Origin of the sequence: Cronobacter sp. EKM101R (assembly GCF_963888145.1) — a bacterium.
GTDB lineage: Bacteria > Pseudomonadota > Gammaproteobacteria > Enterobacterales > Enterobacteriaceae > Cronobacter > Cronobacter turicensis.
Genome location: NZ_CAWPHW010000033.1, coordinates 1 through 18,030, shown reverse-complemented (window position 1 = coordinate 18,030; position 18,030 = coordinate 1). Strand labels below are relative to the sequence as shown.

The following is an 18,030-nucleotide window of genomic DNA, read 5'->3' as shown; positions in this document are numbered from 1 at the left end:
CCTTCCTTGTGATTGCCTTTTACCAGGTCATACAGGCCGCGTTCAGAATACCGCCCGCCAGCGACGCCACGCCCATAAATATGGCGGCCGCAACGTTACGGTTAATAATTTTCTCGCTCAGTTTCGGCATGTATAAACGCACGCCGCCGTAGATTATAAGCTGGACGACGAGCGCGATCGCCCCCCAAATCAGATAGTCTGTAATGCTGACGGAGTTGATCGCCGCACTGGCGAGCGGCACCACATAGCCTAAAATCGCGCCGCCGAACGTAATCGCCGCCGCGCTGTTATTCTCTTTGATTAATGTCCACTCGTCATGAGCGGTAATGCGGGTGTAGATGAACATGAAACAGTTAATCATCGCCAGCCCGATAAAAAAGTAAGCGCAAAACGCCATCAGTCCGTGGAATGTCTGCACGGTTGCATCTCCTGAGTCCAGTTAGAGGTATTGATTAAACAGGCAAATAGCCTGTGGCGCTTATAGTAGCAGCGGAGTTTATCGTTTCTGGCGCTTTAATAAAACTTTACACAGGCGGGGCGGGAAACGTCAGGCAATAAAAAACCCTCCGCAGAGGGTTTCAAGATTAGCTGCGCTGACGCACGGCTTCGAAGAGGCAGATGCCGGTCGCCACCGAGACGTTCAGCGAAGAGACGCTGCCCGCCATCGGGATGCTGATAAGCTCATCGCAATGTTCACGGGTAAGACGGCGCATCCCTTCCCCTTCCGCGCCCATTACCAGCGCCAGGGGGCCGGTCATTTTGCTCTGGAAGAGGGTGTGATCCGCTTCGCCCGCGGTGCCGACGATCCAGACATTCTCTTCCTGCAACAGACGCATGGTGCGCGCGAGGTTCGTAACGCGGATCAGCGGCACGCTTTCCGCCGCGCCGCAGGCGACTTTTTTGGCGGTCGCGTTGAGCTGCGCGGAGCGATCTTTTGGCACGATCACCGCATGCACGCCCGCCGCGTCGGCGCTGCGCAGGCAGGCGCCGAGGTTATGCGGATCGGTCACGCCGTCCAGGATCAGCAGGAACGGCTGGGCGTGCGCCGCGAGCAGATCCGGCAGATCGTTTTCGCCATACTGACGCCCCGGCTTCACGCGCGCCACGATGCCCTGATGCACCGCGCCATCCGCTTTTTCATCCAGCCACTGGCGGTTTGCCACCTGTACCGGCACGCCCTGCGCTTCCAGCGCGTGGATCAGCGGCAGCAGACGTTTGTCTTCACGTCCTTTAAGAATAAACACTTCCTGAAAGCGCTCGGGCGCGCTTTCCAGCAGGGCCTGCACCGCGTGGATGCCGTAAATCATTTCACTCATGAATGGTACTCGTTATGGGCGGCGAGCCGCCCGGTGTTAGGCAATACGTGATCAATCGGGCCTGGCGTGCAGGCCCCGCGATTACTCGTCGCGCTTTTTCTTCGCCGCGCGCTTCGCTTTGGTCGCGGCCGCGATTTTTTGCGTCTTCGCCGACGGTTTTTTACCGCTTTTCGCCGGTTTGTCGCTCTTCTCCGGTCGAGCGGCGCCGCCCTCTTTCGTTACCTTTCCGCGCCCTTTCTCGTTACGAAAGGCTTCGTTAGGCTCGAAATTCTGACGTTTGCCGACCTGACGGCGGCTGCGATTTTTACCGCCACCGCCACCATTCCCGCCCCTCTTCTCGCGCTCGCGCGCGGTTTTACCCACGTTACGCGGTCCGCGCTCGCTGGAGATCAGCGAGAAGTCGATTTTGCGCTCGTCCATGTTAACCGCTTCGACTTTCACTTCGACGCGATCGCCCAGGCGGTACGTCTGACCGCCGGATTCGCCGATCAACCGCTGACCGACCTGATCAAAGCGATAGTAGTCGTTGTCCAGCGACGAGACATGCACCAGGCCGTCGATGAAGAGATCGGTCAGGCGCACGAAGAAACCAAAGCCGGTGACGCTTGAAATCACGCCGGAGAAGGTCTGTCCGACCTGATCCTGCATGAAGTCGCACTTCAGCCAGTCCGCCACTTCGCGGGTGGCTTCATCGGCGCGGCGTTCGGTCATGGAACAGTGCTGGCCCAGTTGCAGCATCTCTTCCATGGTGTAGTGCCAGCCGCCGCTCTCGGTAGTGTTGCCTTCGTGACCCTGCTCTTTCGCTATCAAATATTTGATAGCGCGGTGCAGCGTAAGATCCGGGTAGCGGCGAATCGGCGAGGTAAAGTGCGCGTAGGATTGCAGCGCGAGGCCGAAGTGGCCGCGGTTTTCCGGATCGTAAATCGCCTGCTTCATCGAGCGCAGCAGCATGGTTTGCAGCATCTCGTGATCGGGACGATCGGCGATGGAATCCAGCAGCGCGGCGTAATCGCGCGGCTCCGGCTTGTTGCCGCCCGGCAGCTCAAGGCCCAGCTCCGCCAGCACAGAACGGAACGAGGTAATCGCTTCGTTGGTCGGACGGTCGTGAATACGGAACAGCGCCGGCTCTTTATGCTTCTCGACAAAGCGCGCCGCCGAGATGTTGGCGAGGATCATGCACTCTTCGATAAGCTTATGCGCGTCGTTACGCTGGGTCTGCTCGATACGATCGATACGGCGCTCGGCGTTGAAGATAAACTTCGCTTCTTCGCTCTCAAACGAGATGCCCCCGCGCTCGGTGCGCGCCTCTTCCAGCGCTTTATACAGCGTGTGCAGCTCTTCGAGATGCTTCACGAGCGGCTGATACTGGCTGCGCAGATCTTCATCGCCCTGAAGGATATGCCACACCTTGGTATAGGTCAGGCGGGCGTGCGAGCTCATCACCGCTTCATAGAATTTATAACCGGTGAGGCGGCCTTTGGCGGAGATGGTCATTTCGCAGACCATACAGAGGCGATCCACCTGCGGATTCAGCGAGCACAGGCCGTTGGAGAGCACTTCCGGCAGCATCGGAACAACCTGCGACGGGAAGTAAACCGACGTGCCGCGGTTGCGCGCTTCGTTATCAAGCGGCGTCGGCGGGCGTACATAGTAGCTGACGTCGGCGATAGCCACCCACAGGCGCCAGCCGCCGCCGCGTTTTTTCTCACAGAATACGGCATCGTCAAAGTCGCGCGCGTCTTCGCCGTCAATGGTGACGAGCGGCAGGTTGCGCAAATCAACGCGCCCTACTTTGGCCTCTTCAGGCACTTCTTCTTTCAGGTGCGCAATCTGTTCTTCGACGGCTTTCGGCCAGACGTAAGGGATTTCATGGGTGCGCAGCGCCATATCGACGGCCATGCCGGTGCCCATGTTGTCGCCAAGCACTTCCACTATCTTGCCGATAGCTTTGGTGCGGCGGGTCGGGCGCTGGGTCAGTTCGACGACCACCACATAACCCATGCGGGCTCCCATCACCTCTTCCGGCGGGATCAGGATATCGAAGCTCAGACGGCTGTCGTCCGGCACGACGAAGCCGACGCCCGCGTCGGTGAAATAGCGTCCGACAATATTGCTCTGCTTGGGCACGAGCACGCGCACAATGCGCGCTTCGCGGCGGCCTTTACGGTCTGAGCCGAGCGGCTGCGCCAGGACGATATCGCCGTGAATACAGGTTTTCATCTGCTCCGAGGAGAGATAGAGATCGTCTTTACGTCCTTCGACGCGCAAAAAGCCGTAACCGTCGCGATGGCCGATCACGGTGCCTTTTTGCAGATCAAGACGTTCCGGCAACGCATAACACTGGCGACGGGTAAAAACTAACTGGCCGTCGCGCTCCATGGCGCGCAGGCGGCGACGCAGCGCTTCCAGCTGCTCCTCGCCTTCAATACCGAGTTCGGACGCCAGTTCATCGCGGTTAGCCGGTTTTTCACGTTTTGTTAAATGCTCGAGGATAAATTCCCGGCTCGGGATGGGGTTGGCGTACTTTTCAGCTTCTCGTTCCTGAAAAGGATCGTGTGACATAGCGGTTCCTCCGTTGTCATCAGTGGCGCGAATGCGTCATTCCACCAGCAATAATTTGTAGAGCGGCTGGTTTTCCTGCACTAAATCGGCCAGCGTGTAGTTATCCAGTTCCTGAAGAAAACGCGCCACTGCGTCACCCAGCACCTGTTTCAGGCGACACGCAGGGGTGATGTGACAGAACGCGCTACTACAGTTCACTATAGACAGGGGCTCCAGCTCACGCACCACATCCCCAATGCGGATGGTTGCGGCTGGTTTGCCAAGGCGGATCCCGCCGTTTTTACCCCTCACGGCGGTGACATAGCCCGCACGACTAAGTTGGTTGATAATTTTGACCATATGATTGCGGGATACGCCGTACACCTCAGTGACTTCAGAAATGCTGGTCATGCGGCCTTCCGGCAAGGACGCCATATAGATCAAAGCCCGTAGCCCGAAATCGGTAAAACTCGTTAACTGCACATCAACCTCAGAATATGGGAGGGGAAAAACGCGGTTCGCCCAGAGGGCGATATGTTGATGATAAACCAGCCAGATGTCAGGCGGCTAATTTATTTGAAAAAGGCGGGTAAAAACCGGGTAAACAAAGGGCGCGTTTGCCGCGCCCTGATAGTGTTATGCGTCGAACGGATCGCGCAGGATCATGGTTTCGGTACGATCCGGACCGGTAGAGATGATGTCGATCGGCACGCCGGTGACTTCTTCAATACGTTTGATGTAGTTCAGCGCCGCCTGCGGCAGGCCGTCACGCTCTTTCACGCCGAAGGTGGATTCAGACCAGCCCGGCATGGTTTCGTAAATCGGCTCGATACCTTCCCAGTCATCCGCCGCCATCGGGGTGGTGGTGACTTCGCGGCCATCCGGCATACGGTAAGCGACGCAGATTTTCACCTCTTTCAGCCCGTCCAGAACGTCCAGTTTGGTCAGGCAGAAGCCAGACAGGGAGTTGATCTGCACGGCGCGGCGTACCGCTACCGCATCCAGCCAGCCGGTACGACGGCGACGGCCCGTGGTGGCGCCGAATTCATTGCCTTTTTCACACAGGAATTCGCCGATGTCGTCGAACAGCTCGGTCGGGAACGGACCTGCGCCAACGCGCGTGGAGTAGGCTTTGATGATGCCGAGCACGTAGTCCACATAACGCGGGCCAATGCCGGAACCGGTCGCTACGCCGCCTGCGGTGGTGTTGGAAGAGGTCACATACGGGTAGGTGCCGTGGTCGATATCCAGCAGCGTGCCCTGCGCGCCTTCAAACATGATGAAGTCGCCGCGTTTACGCGCCTGATCCAGCAGGTCGGAAACGTCTACCACCATGCTGGTCAGCACGTCGGCAATCGCCATGACGTCGTCGAGCACTTTCTGGTAGTCAACCGCTTCGACTTTATAGAAGTTCACCAGCTGGAAGTTGTGATATTCCAGCACTTCTTTCAGTTTGTCAGCGAAGGTGGCTTTATCGAAGAGATCGCCCACGCGCAGACCGCGACGTGCGACTTTATCTTCATAGGCCGGTCCGATGCCGCGACCGGTGGTGCCGATGGCTTTGGCGCCGCGCGCTTTCTCACGTGCGACGTCGAGCGCAACGTGGTAGTCGAGGATCAGCGGGCAGGCTTCGGATAACAGCAGACGTTCGCGAACCGGGATCCCACGGTCTTCCAGTTCCTTCATCTCTTTCATCAGCGCGGCAGGCGACAGCACGACGCCGTTACCGATGATGCTGGTGACGTTATCGCGAAGAATGCCTGAGGGAATAAGATGGAGGACGGTTTTTTCACCGTTGATTACGAGAGTATGGCCGGCGTTGTGACCGCCCTGGTAGCGCACAACATATTTAGCCCGTTCAGTCAGAAGATCGACGATCTTCCCTTTACCTTCGTCACCCCATTGGGTGCCCAGTACGACGACGTTGTTACCCATTTTTCAAAATCACCGTTTGCTTAAAAAAGGATTCTAACACCAGCTTTGCTGATGTTCAGCCCTTTTTGTATACAAATTTCGTCGATTTTGCCCGATTTTTATTCAGTTAATCGTTTTCCTCAACATGTAGTAGATCACTATCCCGGCAACCACAAGACCACCACCGAAACGGCGCAATAAAGTGTCCGGCATTTGCGTCATAGAGAGGATCATCCGCCGCCACAGACGTGGAAAAAGCAGCGGTCCAAGCCCTTCAACCACCAGCACCAGCGCTAACGCCAGTAAAACCGTTGTATTCATTGTGCGTAAAACCTGCATAAAAAAAGAGCCGGTGATAACCGGCTCTTGTTAAGGGTTAGGGCTTAGCGTGCGCTATTGGCCGGCGTTTTCATATAGCGGAAGAAATCGCTGTCCGGGCTCAGCACCATGACGTCCTGATTGGAGTTGAAGCTGTTTTCATACGCACGCAGGCTACGGATAAAGGCGTAGAAATCCGGATCCTGGCTGAACGCGTCCGCGAACAGTTTCGCGGCTTCGGCATCGCCTTCACCACGCAGGATACGCGCCTGACGTTCGGCTTCTGCAAGCGTACGGGTCACTTCGTAATCCGCCGCCGCGCGCAGTTTTTCCGCTTCTTCCTGGCCCTGCGAGCGGTGACGACGGGCGACCGCTTCACGTTCAGCGCGCATACGGTTGAAGATAGCCTCAGAGACTTCCGCCGGCAGGTTGATCTGCTTGATACGCACGTCAACCACTTCAATACCGAGCGCCGCCATGCTGTTCGGGTTGATAACCGGCACTTTGCCATTGGTTTCTTCGGTTACGCGTTTCGCCGCAGAAGCGATAGCGTCATCCGCCGCTGGCGTTTCGACTTCATCTTCAGTACCCGCAGAACCGGAGTTCAGCGCTTCGCGTACCTCAGAAGTCAGGCGACCACGGGAATCGGTAACGATGTCTTTGACGTCAAGACGACCGATTTCAGAACGCAGACGGTCCGAGAACTTACGTTTCAGCAGGACTTCCGCCTGAGAGAGATCGCCGCCGCCTGTCGCCAGGTAGTAACGACTGAAATCGCTGATACGCCATTTGATATATGAATCGACGATCAGGTCTTTCTTCTCTTTGGTGACGAAGCGGTCCGCCTGGTTATCCATGGTCTGGATACGGGCGTCCAGCGTCTTCACCGACTCGATAAACGGCAGTTTAAAGTGCAGGCCAGGCTCGTACACTTTCGGCTTGTTATCGTTGTCGCGCACGACTTTACTGAATTGCAGGATGATGCCGCGCTCACCCTCTTTCACCACAAAAATCGAGGTGTAAAGCACCACCAGCACGATGATGATTACCGCAATGACTGACTTACGCATCGTTATTCACTCCCTTCGCGCTGGTAATCGTTACGCTGCGCGTTGGCACGGCGTTGATCCATAATATCGCCACGGCCAGAGGACGCGCTGTTGCTCGCGCCGCTGTTGCCGCTGCCGGAGGCCGGCGGCAGACGCAGCAGCGGGTTGCCGCTGTTGTTGTCGTCGCTCGCGGCAGGCGCGGAACCGCCTTTCAGCATCTGATCAAGCGGCAGCACCATCAGGTTTCCGCCTTTGTCATTGACCAGCACTTTACGGGTGTGGCTAAGCACTTTTTCCATGGTTTCGATATACAGACGCTCGCGGGTGATTTCCGGCGCGGCTTTATATTCCGGCAGGATCTTCGCAAAGCGCGCCACTTCACCCTGCGCTTCCAGGATGGTCTGCGTTTTATACGCGCGGGCTTCTTCCAGCGTACGCTGCGCCTGACCGTTCGCGCGCGGCTGGACTTCGTTGGTGTACGCTTCCGCTTCACGGATGTATTGCTGCTCGTTTTCACGTGCGGCAATCGCGTCGTCAAACGCGGCTTTCACTTCTTCCGGCGGACGAGCGGCCTGGAAGTTGACGTCCAGCAGCGTAATGCCCATGTTGTACGGACGAATGGTTTCTTCCAGCTCGCGCTGGGTATCGCTACGAATAACGGTACGGCCTTCCGTCAGAATGCGGTCCATAGTGTATTTGCCGATAACGCCGCGCAGGGCGCTGTCGGTTGCCTGACGCAGGCTGTCGTCGGCGTTGGCGACGCTAAACAGGTAGCGACGTGGATCGGTGACGCGGTACTGCACGTTCATCTCAACGCGCACCACGTTTTCGTCAGAGGTCAGCATAATGCCGGAGGCAGCCAGCTCGCGCACGGCTTCCACGTTGACCGGCACCACTTCATCGATAAAGGTCGGTTTCCAGTTAAGACCAGGCTCAACCAGATGACTGAATTTGCCAAAGCGCGTCACAACGCCGCGCTCAGCTTCTTTAATGGTATAAAACCCGGTGACGGCCCATAAGATGACCGCAGCGGCCGCGACGATGCCTACAATGCGCCCACCGACCGGGCTGCGCGGCTCTTGCGAAGAACCGCCGCCTTTACCACCGCCAATACCGCCCAGCTTTTTACTGAGCTTACGGAAGATATCATCCAGATCCGGCGGCCCTTGCTCGCGACCACCTTTATTTCCCCCAGAGTTGCCGCCAGGCTTGCTGCTTCCCCACGGGTCGCGGTCCTGTCCGTTATTACCGGGCTGATTCCACGCCATGTTTATGCTCCATATTTGTTATGCGGTGATATACCTTTCGTTCTTCAGGCGGCGTGATGCCGTGCGTTTTCGCCATGCCAGGAGCGAAAAGCGCGGGCGTCATTACCCCGCCTGAGTCCATCCGGGTACCCCCCAAAGGGGAATATTTTCAGGCTTCGGCCAGCCGGTTAGACCACGTAGTCAACCAATGCCGGTTCCTGTTTACAGAGGCGACGCCAGTCAACAATCGGCATGCGAACGTGCAACCCGACGCAACCGTCCTCCTCCATCCACTCTTTTTCGATCGCCTGAAGCTGGTAAAACCGGCTCCGCAGACGTCCGGCTTCCGGCGGAAGGCGCAGCGCATGCTGGACTATTTCGCCGGAGAGACGTTCCGTCAGGGCCTGGAAAAGCAGTGGCACGCCCGCCCCCGTCTGTGCGGAAAGCCACACGCGGATGGGCACATTCTCGTCGTTTCTGTCGATACGCGGCTCGAAATCCTCCAGCATGTCGACTTTATTCATCACCAGCAGCGTCGGGATCTCGTGGGCGTCTATCTCTTCGAGCACGGTATTAACCGCCTCGATGTTTTCCGCCATGCGGACATCCGCGGCGTCAATCACATGCAGCAGCAGCGTCGCCTGACGCGTCTCCTGCAGCGTGGCTTTAAACGCGGCGACCAGGTCATGCGGCAGATGACGGATAAACCCAACGGTATCCGCCAGCACCGTTTCGCCGACATCCGCGACGTCTATGCGGCGTAAAGTCGGGTCGAGCGTGGCGAACAGCTGATCCGCTGCATACACCTCAGCCGTGGTGATTTGGTTAAACAGGGTGGATTTGCCGGCGTTGGTGTAGCCCACCAGAGAGACGGTGGGAATATCGGCTTTGGTACGCGACCGACGTCCCTGCTCTCGCTGCTTCTCGACGCGCTCCAGCCGCGAGAGGATCTGAGTAATACGGTTACGCAGTAAGCGACGGTCGGTTTCCAGCTGGGTTTCACCCGGCCCGCGCAGGCCGATACCGCCTTTCTGGCGTTCAAGGTGAGTCCAGCCGCGCACCAGTCGCGTAGCTAAATGGCGCAACTGCGCCAGCTCAACCTGCAGCTTACCTTCATGGGTACGCGCACGTTGGGCGAAAATATCAAGAATCAGGCCGGTGCGGTCGATAACGCGACACTCGCACAGACGCTCCAGGTTACGTTCCTGGGCCGGGGTCAACGCATGATCAAAAAGGACAACTGACGCCCCAGTGGCTTTGACTGCATCGGCAATCTCAACGGCTTTACCTTCACCAACAAAATACTTTGGGTGCGGCGCTTTACGGCTACCGGTAATCACCTGTAATGCTTCGACACCGGCGGAAGAGACCAGGGATTCGAATTCCTGGAGGTCTTCCATATCTTTGTCTTGCGTAAAATAGATGTGTACCAGCACCGCCTGCTCACCGGCATCATAACGGTCAAACAAGCGTAAACCCTCTTAAAATACCAGCGGGGAACACAGACGAACTGGTCCCCCGACATGGAGCAACAGCCAGGCCTTACTCGGCGTCTTCGCTATCCTGAGAGGCAGCGGAAGATGGCTGTGCGTTGTTGCTGTGATGGTAGTTGTTCGAACCGCCACCCGCGTTGTTGCTATGGTGAGAAACCGGACGAGACGGCACCACGGTCGAGATCGCGTGCTTGTAAACCATCTGGCTGACCGTGTTTTTCAACAGGATCACGAACTGATCGAAAGATTCAATCTGACCTTGCAGCTTAATACCATTCACCAAATAAATAGAAACTGGAACACGTTCCCGACGCAGAGCGTTGAGGAACGGATCTTGCAAAGATTGCCCCTTAGCCATTCTATCTTTTCCTTATATGCTTGTTGTTTATACTCTTGAACCCTTGGGCTCTGAAAAACTGCGTAAAAATCCGCGCACGATACGGTTCAATTGTACACATTCATTGTTGCTTCGCACCAATAACCTGTAACACATCGCTGTACGCCTGTTCAGGCATTTCACTGTCGAGCCAGTGTACGCCTTCCCAACCGCGCAGCCAGGTCATTTGCCGCTTCGCTAACTGTCTCGTGGCGCAAATACCTCGATAAACCATTTCGTCATATGAAATTTCACCCGCCAGATAAGACCACATCTGCCGGTAACCCACACAACGAACGGAAGGCATGTCCGTATGCAAATCTCCACGGGCAAATAACGCCCGGACTTCTGCCTCAAAACCTGAAGCCAACATCTGGTGAAAACGCTGCTCAATGCGCTGATGGAGCAGTTCACGGCTCGCCGGGGCGATGGCGAACTGATGCACCTGATAGGGCAGAGCTTCTCCTGACGTCTGCGTCAGTTCCGTTAAAGTTTTACCCGAAATGAAAAAAACTTCCAGTGCCCGGGAAAGCCTTTGCGGATCGTTGGGATGGATTCGCTGCGCCGCGACAGGATCTATTTCCTGAAGCTTGCGGTGTAATGCGTCCCATCCCTGCTCTGCGGCCTGTCGTTCAATCTCCGCTCTGACGGTCGGATCCGCTGACGGAAGCGGCGAAAGCCCTTCCAGCAGCGCCTTAAAGTAGAGCATGGTGCCGCCCACCAGCAATGGTATGCGCCCGGCGGCGACAATATCCGCCATCTCTTTTAGCGCATCGCGGCGGAAATCGGCCGCGGAGTAAGCCTGCGCGGGATCGATAATATCCAGCAAGCGGTGCGGCGCCTGCGACAATTCGTGCGCATCAGGCTTGGCGGTGCCGATATCCATGCCCTTATAGACCAGCGCGGAATCCACGCTAATCAACTCCACCGGCAGCGTCTGGCGCAGGCGAATGGCTAACGCCGTTTTGCCCGATGCCGTCGGCCCCATCAGAAAAATCGCCTTCGGAAGGCCAGTTTTACTTACGTCATTCATGTGTCAGGGCATTCATCGCCGGTTGTAAATCAATAAGTTGCAATAAACCACCCGGCGGCGTTTTCACCATCTGCGGACACAGCCTTTCGAGCTCCGCCAGCGTCGCGATGGCTTGCGCGACGCTCCACGGTTGCGCGATAACCAGATGGCGGGCAAGCCATCCGGCAACAGCGGCGTCGTCAGCGTTTGGTTGCTGCGCCAGGTAGCCTATCAGTTCAGGAATCAAGATTTGTAAATTTTGTTGGCGTAAGGGTAAAGGCACTGCACGAATTGTCACGTGATGTCCGTCGAGGACGATTTCAATACCCAGACGCGCCAGTTGCGGCTGCGCGCGCGTCATCACCTCACGCTCATCGCCGGAAATTTTCAGACGAACCGGAATCAGCAGCGGCTGTGCGCAGGGCGCTTCATCGCGCGGCAACAGCTGCGCCTGCTTGAGACAACGCTCCGCCACGCTCAAGGCCAGCAGCATTAACTTACCGTCGCGCTCAAGCAAAGCCACGTTTTCAGATACCAGCGTCAGTACGCGCCCAAAACTGTGCGAATGCCCCTCCAGCGCAGGCGCAGGCGGCGCCGTTTCACGCATTGTGGCAATCGCGGGCGCGACAGGCGGCAGCGTGACGGCGGGCGTCTCCAGCAGTTGCTTATACAGCGCGCCTTGCTGTTTCTGGTAGCCCGGCGTCGCATTCGGCCAGCCGCCGTTGCTGGCGCCGTTGCGCCCGGCGCCTGTACCGCCGCCCGCTGACGCACCGCCGGAGGCATAACGCGGCGCATCGCTTTCGCGGATGGTTGCGCGTTCACGCTCGCGCGGCGCCGGGTCGGCGAACTGGTTTTTCCCCGCCGCGACGCGGTTTTCCGGCTGCCAGCGCGGCGCGTCTTCGGCAGGCTCATTCAGCGAGAGCGGGTTTGCCGCCTGCTGCTGAAGCACGCTCACCACACCCTGATAGATAAAATCGTGCACCAGCCGCGACTGGTGAAAACGTACCTCATGCTTGGCGGGATGTACGTTCACATCCACCTGATGCGGATCGATTTCCAGGTACAGCACATACGCAGGCTGCTGATCGATGCCGAGTTTATCTTCGCAGGCCTGACGAATCGCGTGATTGATCAACCGGTCGCGCATCATACGGCCATTCACATAGCAATACTGGACTTCGGCCAGCGCCGCCGTGGTGGCTTTCGGCTCCGCCACCCAGCCGCGCAGCGCCAGATCGCCATGCTGCCACTCAATAGCCAGCGCCTGCTCAAGAAACGCCGGGCCGCAAATGCTGCCCAGACGTCGCTCGCGCGGCGCGTTGCCCTGTACGGCCCGGTACTGGCGCATCATTTTGCCGTTGTGGCTGAGGTTAATCGTTACGTCAAAACGCGCCAGCGCGATACGCCGCACCACTTCGTCAATGTGCGTGAATTCGGTTTTCTCGGTGCGCATGAATTTGCGCCGCGCGGGGGTGTTGTAGAACAGATCCAGCACTTCAAGCGTGGTGCCGACCGGGTGCGCCGCGGGTTTGACGGTCACATCCATATCACGGCCTTCGGCGTAAGCCTGCCAGGCTTCCTGCTGATCGGCGGTGCGTGAAGTCAGCGTGAGACGGGATACCGAGCTGATACTGGCCAGCGCTTCGCCGCGAAAGCCGAGGCTGATAATGGCTTCGAGATCGTCCAGCGAGGCGATTTTACTGGTGGCGTGACGCGCCAGCGCCAGCGCCAGCTCGTCTTTCTTAATGCCGCCGCCGTTATCGCGAATGCGGATAAGCTTCGCGCCGCCACGCTCGATATCGATATCAATGCGCGTGGCGCCAGCGTCGAGGCTGTTTTCCACCAGCTCTTTCACGACCGACGCAGGGCGCTCCACCACCTCGCCCGCGGCGATCTGGTTCGCAAGCTGCGGCGGCAGAACCTGAATCGGCATGAATTCTCCTTACTGAATCACGGTGACCTGGCTTGTGGCGTTGTCAGCGGAGCGGGCGGTCTGCCCCGTTCCGCCGTCACCCTTTGGCGCGGCCTGGAGCGGATGTGCAATAAAGTAATTGCGCAGCCCCTGATAAATCGCTTCGGCGATTTGCTGCTGATAATCGTCGCTTGCCAGCAAGCGCTCTTCGCCGTTATTGCTGATAAAACCCGTTTCTACCAGTACCGACGGAATATCGGGCGAGCGCAGTACGCCGAGACTTGCGTGTTCCGGCCGGCGTTTATGCAGCGAGCCCACCCGCTGAAGCTGCCCCAGCACGCTGGTGGCGACATCATAACCGACGCGCTGCGAATGGCCGAACTGCAAATCCAGCACCGCCTGGCTCAGGTACGGGTCCGCCTGGCTGTTAGCCAGCACGTCGCCCGCGCCGCCGAGCAGTTCCGACTGTTTCTCGTGCTGCTCCAGCCAGCTCGCCATTTCGCTGTTGGCGCGGCGGTTAGAGAGCACCCAGACGGACGCGCCGGTGGCGTCGCGGTTAGGCGCGGCGTCGGCGTGAATCGACACGAGCAGATTCGCGTTTTGCTGGCGCGCCACATCGGAGCGGCCCATCACCGAGATAAAGTAGTCGCCGTCGCGAGTCAGCACGCCTTTGAACATCGGATCGTCATTGAGCAACATACGCAACTTGCGGGCGATGGCGATGGTGACATTTTTCTCGCGTACGCCGCCGGGGCCGATAGCGCCAGGGTCCTGACCGCCGTGTCCGGCGTCGATAGCCACCACCACGCGATCGGATGTCGTCGCCTGGCTGACGCTGCGCCCCGGCCGCGTCACGGTATTGCTGCCGACGACGCTGGTGATACGGTCGTTATCCGAGCGGAACGGGTTGCGCGCAGGCTCGGACGATCGAACGGGTGCGGCGACAGGCTCACGCTGCGCCACTACGGGCGGCGGCGGAGGCGGCGGCTCATCGGCATCGATCGTGAAGACGACGTTATAACCCGCGCCCTTTTGCTGCTTCACGGCGCGGGCTTTACCGTCTTTAGTTAAATCGACTACCAGGCGCAGCGACTGATTATCGTTGGGCTGACCGGCGCGAATACTTTTGACCAGGTTTTCGCCGCTAAACATCAGCGGCAGCCCCTGAATCACGCCTGTCTGTTTAATATCAAGGGCGACGCTGCGCTTACCCTGCTGCGAGTAAGCGTATTCAGGATCGCCCATAAAACTTAAGGTGATCCGCGCCTGGCCATCGCCGTTGGAAACCTGAATATCGGATAGCGTCGCCCCGAATGCGGGCGCGCATATCGCCAGCAGAAGCGCCACTACCCAGTTTTTCATGCGTGTGATCATCCTGTCGTCCTTGCGTTCAGGCGAGGCGAGCCAGCAGCGCGTCGCCGGCGGCGGAGACCGCTTTCACCCGCGCTTCACGCCCCTGATCCTGCCATGACAAGTGGATTTCGATGTCTGGCGGCGGCAACACGCCCGCCCCCTGCTGCGGCCATTCGACAAGACAAATAGCGTCATCGGTGAAGTAATCGCGGATGCCCATAAACTCCAGCTCTTCCGGATCGGCCAGACGATAGAGATCGAAGTGATAAACCATTCTGTTTTCCAGCGTATAAGGCTCTACCAGCGTGTACGTCGGGCTTTTGACATTGCCCTGATGACCACACGCCTGCAGGAACCCACGGCTGAACGTGGTTTTGCCCGCGCCCAAATCGCCATAAAGATGGATAACGGTCGCGCCTGTGCAGGCGCGTGCCACGCGTGCGCCAAGATCGAGGGTAGCCTGCTCTTCGGGTAAAGGTATAACGCGATTAATCATGATTCTGGTCTGTGTCTATATCCGGGTTAACAAAACGATAGAGCGTGGAAAACAGATCGGTCGCCAGCATGCCGCGCGTGCCAAAGCGCTGCGCGAGCGCATCCGCCGCCGCGCCGTGGGCCACGCCGCCTGCGCAGGCGGCGTCATAGGGGTTAAGCCCCTGCGCCAGCAACGCGCCAATAATCCCTGAAAGCACGTCGCCCATGCCGCCCGTGCCCATGCCGGGATTGCCGACATCGATAATGCCGCATTCGTCCTGCGGCCCTGTTACCACCGTTCCCGCGCCTTTCAGCACCACGCAACCCCCGTAGCGCTGCGCCAGCTCTCTGGCGCTAAGTAAGCGGTCACTCTCAATTTCTGCCACGCTACGGTTAAGCAGCCGCGCGGCCTCGCCGGGGTGCGGCGTCAGAATGCGATTGTGACTGGTATCGGGAGCGATTGCCAGAAGGTTAAGCGCGTCCGCATCCCACAGCATCGGTTTGTCGCACTGGCGCACTTTCGCCAGCGCCGACTTGCCCCACTCCTGCTGCCCGAGCCCCGGCCCGATGACCACCACGTCGGCCCATTCCAGGCTCGCGTCGAGCGCGTCGCTGGTGAGTTCATGCACCATCAGTTCCGGGCGTGCGGTGACAAGCGGCGCAATGTTTTCCGCGCGAGTAAGTACTCGCACCAGACCTGCGCCCGCACGCAGCGCCGCCTCGCCGGTCATGCGGATGGCACCTGCGGTGCCATGATCGCCGCCGATAATCACCAGCTTGCCGTTATCGCCTTTGTGCGAGCCTGCGCGACGCGGCCTGAGCCAGCGGGAAAGCTGCGTGGCGTCGAAGCGCGCATACGGCGCCTGTTGCCCGGCAAGCCACGCCTCCAGCCCCAGCGCGTGATAATGCAGTCGCCCGACGACGTCGCGAGCGCGGCCAGTGAGCAGGCCCGGTTTGAGCGCGATAAACGTCACAGTGTGCGCGGCATGGATGACCGCGCCCGGCGCGCCGCCGGTTTGCGCCAGCAGGCCGGAAGGAATATCAAGCGCCACCACGGGCGCGCGATGCTGGTTCGCGTGTTCAATCAGCGTGGCGACGTTCTCACGCGGCGCCTGCGAAAGCCCGGTGCCGAGCAGCGCGTCGATGATCAGATCGCAAGTCTCCGGCAGCGGCGTGTGCGGCGCATGGATTTCGCCGCCTGCGCCGAGCCAGGCCTCACGCGCGGCCTGCGCCTCTTCCGGTAAGGGTTTGTCGCTCTCCAGCGCCAGCAGCGTTACCTCAATGCCCGCCGCCTGCGCCAGGCGCGCCACGACATAGCCGTCGCCGCCGTTATTGCCGTGGCCGCACAGCACCAGCCAGCGCTGGCTGTGCGGATACGCCGCGCGCGCCACCTGGAACGCCGCATCGCCCGCGCGTTGCATCAGTTCGTATAACGTCAGCCCGAGGCTGTCCGCCGCCTCACGCTCCGCCGTACGCAGCCAGTCTGCGGGCCAGACGGAGTGTGGTATACTGGCGTCGTTTTTGTTCATCCCGTGGTCCGTCATGTCTGAACCCCTCGATCTCAATCAGTTAGCGCAAAAAATTAAACAATGGGGTGCCGAGCTCGGTTTCCAGCAGGTTGGTATTACCGATACCGATCTCAGCGCCAGCGAAGGCGCATTACAGGCGTGGCTGGATAAACAGTACCACGGCGAGATGGAGTGGATGGCGCGTCACGGTATGTTGCGCGCCCGCCCGCATGAGCTACTGCCCGGCACGCTGCGCGTTATCAGCGTGCGCATGAATTATCTGCCCGCCAATGCGGCCTTTGCCAGCACGTTGAAAGATCCCTCGCTCGGCTACGTAAGCCGTTACGCCCTGGGGCGCGATTACCATAAGCTTTTGAGAAACCGGCTGAAAAAACTCGGCGAAACGCTGCAACAGCATTGCGCGTCGCTGAATTTTAGACCTTTTGTCGACTCCGCGCCCATCCTTGAACGTCCTCTCGCCGAAAAAGCGGGCCTCGGCTGGACCGGCAAACATTCCCTGATCTTAAGCCGCGACGCCGGGTCGTTTTTTTTTCTTGGCGAGCTGCTGGTGGATTTGCCGTTGCCGGTGGATAAACCCGTGGAAGAAGGCTGCGGGCGCTGCGTGGCCTGCATGACCATCTGCCCCACCGGCGCGATTGTCGAGCCGTACACGGTCGATGCGCGCCGCTGTATTTCCTATCTCACCATTGAGCTTGAAGGCGCCATTCCGGAAGAATTTCGCCCGCTAATGGGCAACCGCATCTATGGCTGCGACGACTGCCAGCTGATTTGCCCGTGGAACCGTTTTTCACAGCTCACCGACGAAGCGGATTTCAGCCCACGCCAGGCGCTGCATGCGCCGAAGCTGATTGAGCTGTTTAGCTGGAGCGAAGCGCACTTTCTGAAAGTTACGGAAGGGTCGGCGATCCGCCGCATCGGCCACTTACGCTGGCTGCGTAATATTGCGGTCGCGCTCGGTAATGCGCCCTGGGATGAAGCCAATATCACGGCGCTGCAACAACGCAAAGGTGAGCACCCACTTCTTGATGAGCATATTGACTGGGCGATTGCGCAACAAACAGACAAACGTAATGCGTGCGTGGTGGAAGTGCAGTTGCCGCAGAAACAGCGGCTGGTCAGGGTGATCGAAAAAGGATTGCCGCGCGACGCCTAAAGGCGTTTCGCTGTGAATAAAATTAAAAAAGTCTTGTCATTCAAGGGCCCTGTTTATCAAAAAGCCTCAAAAATAACATTTGGTAATAAATTATTTGTTTTAAATATCAATAAGATAAATAAAAGATGTGAATAAAATTATCATTCCTGCTCACAGGATAACTTTCTGCGATCTGTGGATAACTCTGTTCAGAACTCTTTGGGATAAACGTAAAAAACCCGCCGTAGCGCGCTTTATCGCTGTGGATAATTTGTACAATCGAGGAGATTTGGAGCGGGAAACGAGACTCGAACTCGCGACCCCGACCTTGGCAAGGTCGTGCTCTACCAACTGAGCTATTCCC

16 protein-coding genes are annotated in these 18,030 nt (G+C 58.4%); 1 reads left to right on the top strand and 15 read right to left on the bottom strand.

The genetic code is table 11. The annotated features are described in order from the left end of the window. Nucleotides 1-19: 19 nt before the first annotated feature. From AACV31_RS15200 to nnr, 15 genes are all read right to left on the bottom strand, one after another. Nucleotides 20-418, bottom strand: a complete 399-nt coding sequence (locus AACV31_RS15200) for a DUF350 domain-containing protein (RefSeq protein WP_007764406.1) — start codon at nucleotides 416-418, stop codon at nucleotides 20-22. 166 nt (nucleotides 419-584) lie between these two features. Beyond that, the gene (gene rlmB, locus AACV31_RS15195; protein ID WP_015742591.1) at nucleotides 585-1,316 is read right to left on the bottom strand and encodes a 23S rRNA (guanosine(2251)-2'-O)-methyltransferase RlmB; all 732 of its coding nucleotides are present in this window, start codon (nucleotides 1,314-1,316) and stop codon (nucleotides 585-587) included. An 81-nt stretch (nucleotides 1,317-1,397) separates the two neighbouring features. Further along, nucleotides 1,398-3,878: a ribonuclease R gene (gene rnr, locus AACV31_RS15190; RefSeq protein WP_161589519.1), complete on the bottom strand. Its 2,481-nt coding sequence runs from the start codon at nucleotides 3,876-3,878 to the stop codon at nucleotides 1,398-1,400. A gap of 36 nt (nucleotides 3,879-3,914) precedes the next feature. Continuing rightward, entirely contained in the window at nucleotides 3,915-4,340 is a 426-nt protein-coding gene (gene nsrR, locus AACV31_RS15185) for a nitric oxide-sensing transcriptional repressor NsrR (RefSeq protein ID WP_004385299.1), read from the bottom strand. Nucleotides 4,341-4,493: 153 nt separating this feature from the next. Further along, a complete protein-coding gene (locus tag AACV31_RS15180; RefSeq protein ID WP_007764441.1) occupies nucleotides 4,494-5,792 on the bottom strand; it encodes an adenylosuccinate synthase in 1,299 nt (432 codons plus the stop codon). A gap of 102 nt (nucleotides 5,793-5,894) precedes the next feature. Beyond that, nucleotides 5,895-6,092 (bottom strand): DUF2065 domain-containing protein, encoded by a 198-nt coding sequence (locus AACV31_RS15175; protein WP_007764444.1) that lies wholly within the window; start codon nucleotides 6,090-6,092, stop codon nucleotides 5,895-5,897. A gap of 62 nt (nucleotides 6,093-6,154) precedes the next feature. After that, complete coding sequence (gene hflC / locus AACV31_RS15170) at nucleotides 6,155-7,159, bottom strand: protease modulator HflC (protein WP_007764447.1); 1,005 nt, start codon at nucleotides 7,157-7,159, stop codon at nucleotides 6,155-6,157. Nucleotides 7,160-7,161: 2 nt separating this feature from the next. Continuing rightward, nucleotides 7,162-8,406 (bottom strand): FtsH protease activity modulator HflK, encoded by a 1,245-nt coding sequence (hflK, locus tag AACV31_RS15165; RefSeq protein WP_007764448.1) that lies wholly within the window; start codon nucleotides 8,404-8,406, stop codon nucleotides 7,162-7,164. A 167-nt stretch (nucleotides 8,407-8,573) separates the two neighbouring features. Further along, entirely contained in the window at nucleotides 8,574-9,854 is a 1,281-nt protein-coding gene (gene hflX, locus AACV31_RS15160) for a ribosome rescue GTPase HflX (RefSeq protein WP_007764451.1), read from the bottom strand. A gap of 73 nt (nucleotides 9,855-9,927) precedes the next feature. Further along, complete coding sequence (gene hfq, locus AACV31_RS15155) at nucleotides 9,928-10,236, bottom strand: RNA chaperone Hfq (protein WP_004385293.1); 309 nt, start codon at nucleotides 10,234-10,236, stop codon at nucleotides 9,928-9,930. A 100-nt stretch (nucleotides 10,237-10,336) separates the two neighbouring features. After that, nucleotides 10,337-11,287, bottom strand: coding sequence for a tRNA (adenosine(37)-N6)-dimethylallyltransferase MiaA (miaA, locus tag AACV31_RS15150; protein ID WP_032806834.1), 951 nt, complete (start codon nucleotides 11,285-11,287; stop codon nucleotides 10,337-10,339). Beyond that, entirely contained in the window at nucleotides 11,280-13,199 is a 1,920-nt protein-coding gene (gene mutL / locus AACV31_RS15145; protein ID WP_165155562.1) for a DNA mismatch repair endonuclease MutL, read from the bottom strand. Before mutL ends, miaA begins: the two co-directional genes overlap by 8 nt. A 9-nt stretch (nucleotides 13,200-13,208) precedes the next feature. Further along, on the bottom strand, nucleotides 13,209-14,552 hold the full coding sequence (gene amiB, locus AACV31_RS15140; protein WP_165155564.1) for an N-acetylmuramoyl-L-alanine amidase AmiB: 1,344 nt from the start codon (nucleotides 14,550-14,552) through the stop codon (nucleotides 13,209-13,211). A gap of 16 nt (nucleotides 14,553-14,568) precedes the next feature. Next, complete coding sequence (tsaE, locus tag AACV31_RS15135; RefSeq protein ID WP_007702130.1) at nucleotides 14,569-15,027, bottom strand: tRNA (adenosine(37)-N6)-threonylcarbamoyltransferase complex ATPase subunit type 1 TsaE; 459 nt, start codon at nucleotides 15,025-15,027, stop codon at nucleotides 14,569-14,571. Beyond that, nucleotides 15,020-16,549 (bottom strand): bifunctional ADP-dependent NAD(P)H-hydrate dehydratase/NAD(P)H-hydrate epimerase, encoded by a 1,530-nt coding sequence (nnr, locus tag AACV31_RS15130; protein WP_165155566.1) that lies wholly within the window; start codon nucleotides 16,547-16,549, stop codon nucleotides 15,020-15,022. Before nnr ends, tsaE begins: the two co-directional genes overlap by 8 nt. On the opposite strand from nnr, the gene queG reads away from it, so the two are divergent. Further along, nucleotides 16,548-17,687 (top strand): tRNA epoxyqueuosine(34) reductase QueG, encoded by a 1,140-nt coding sequence (gene queG, locus AACV31_RS15125; protein ID WP_146376452.1) that lies wholly within the window; start codon nucleotides 16,548-16,550, stop codon nucleotides 17,685-17,687. The two genes, nnr and queG, sit on opposite strands and share 2 nt — an antisense overlap. Nucleotides 17,688-18,030: the final 343 nt, after the last annotated feature.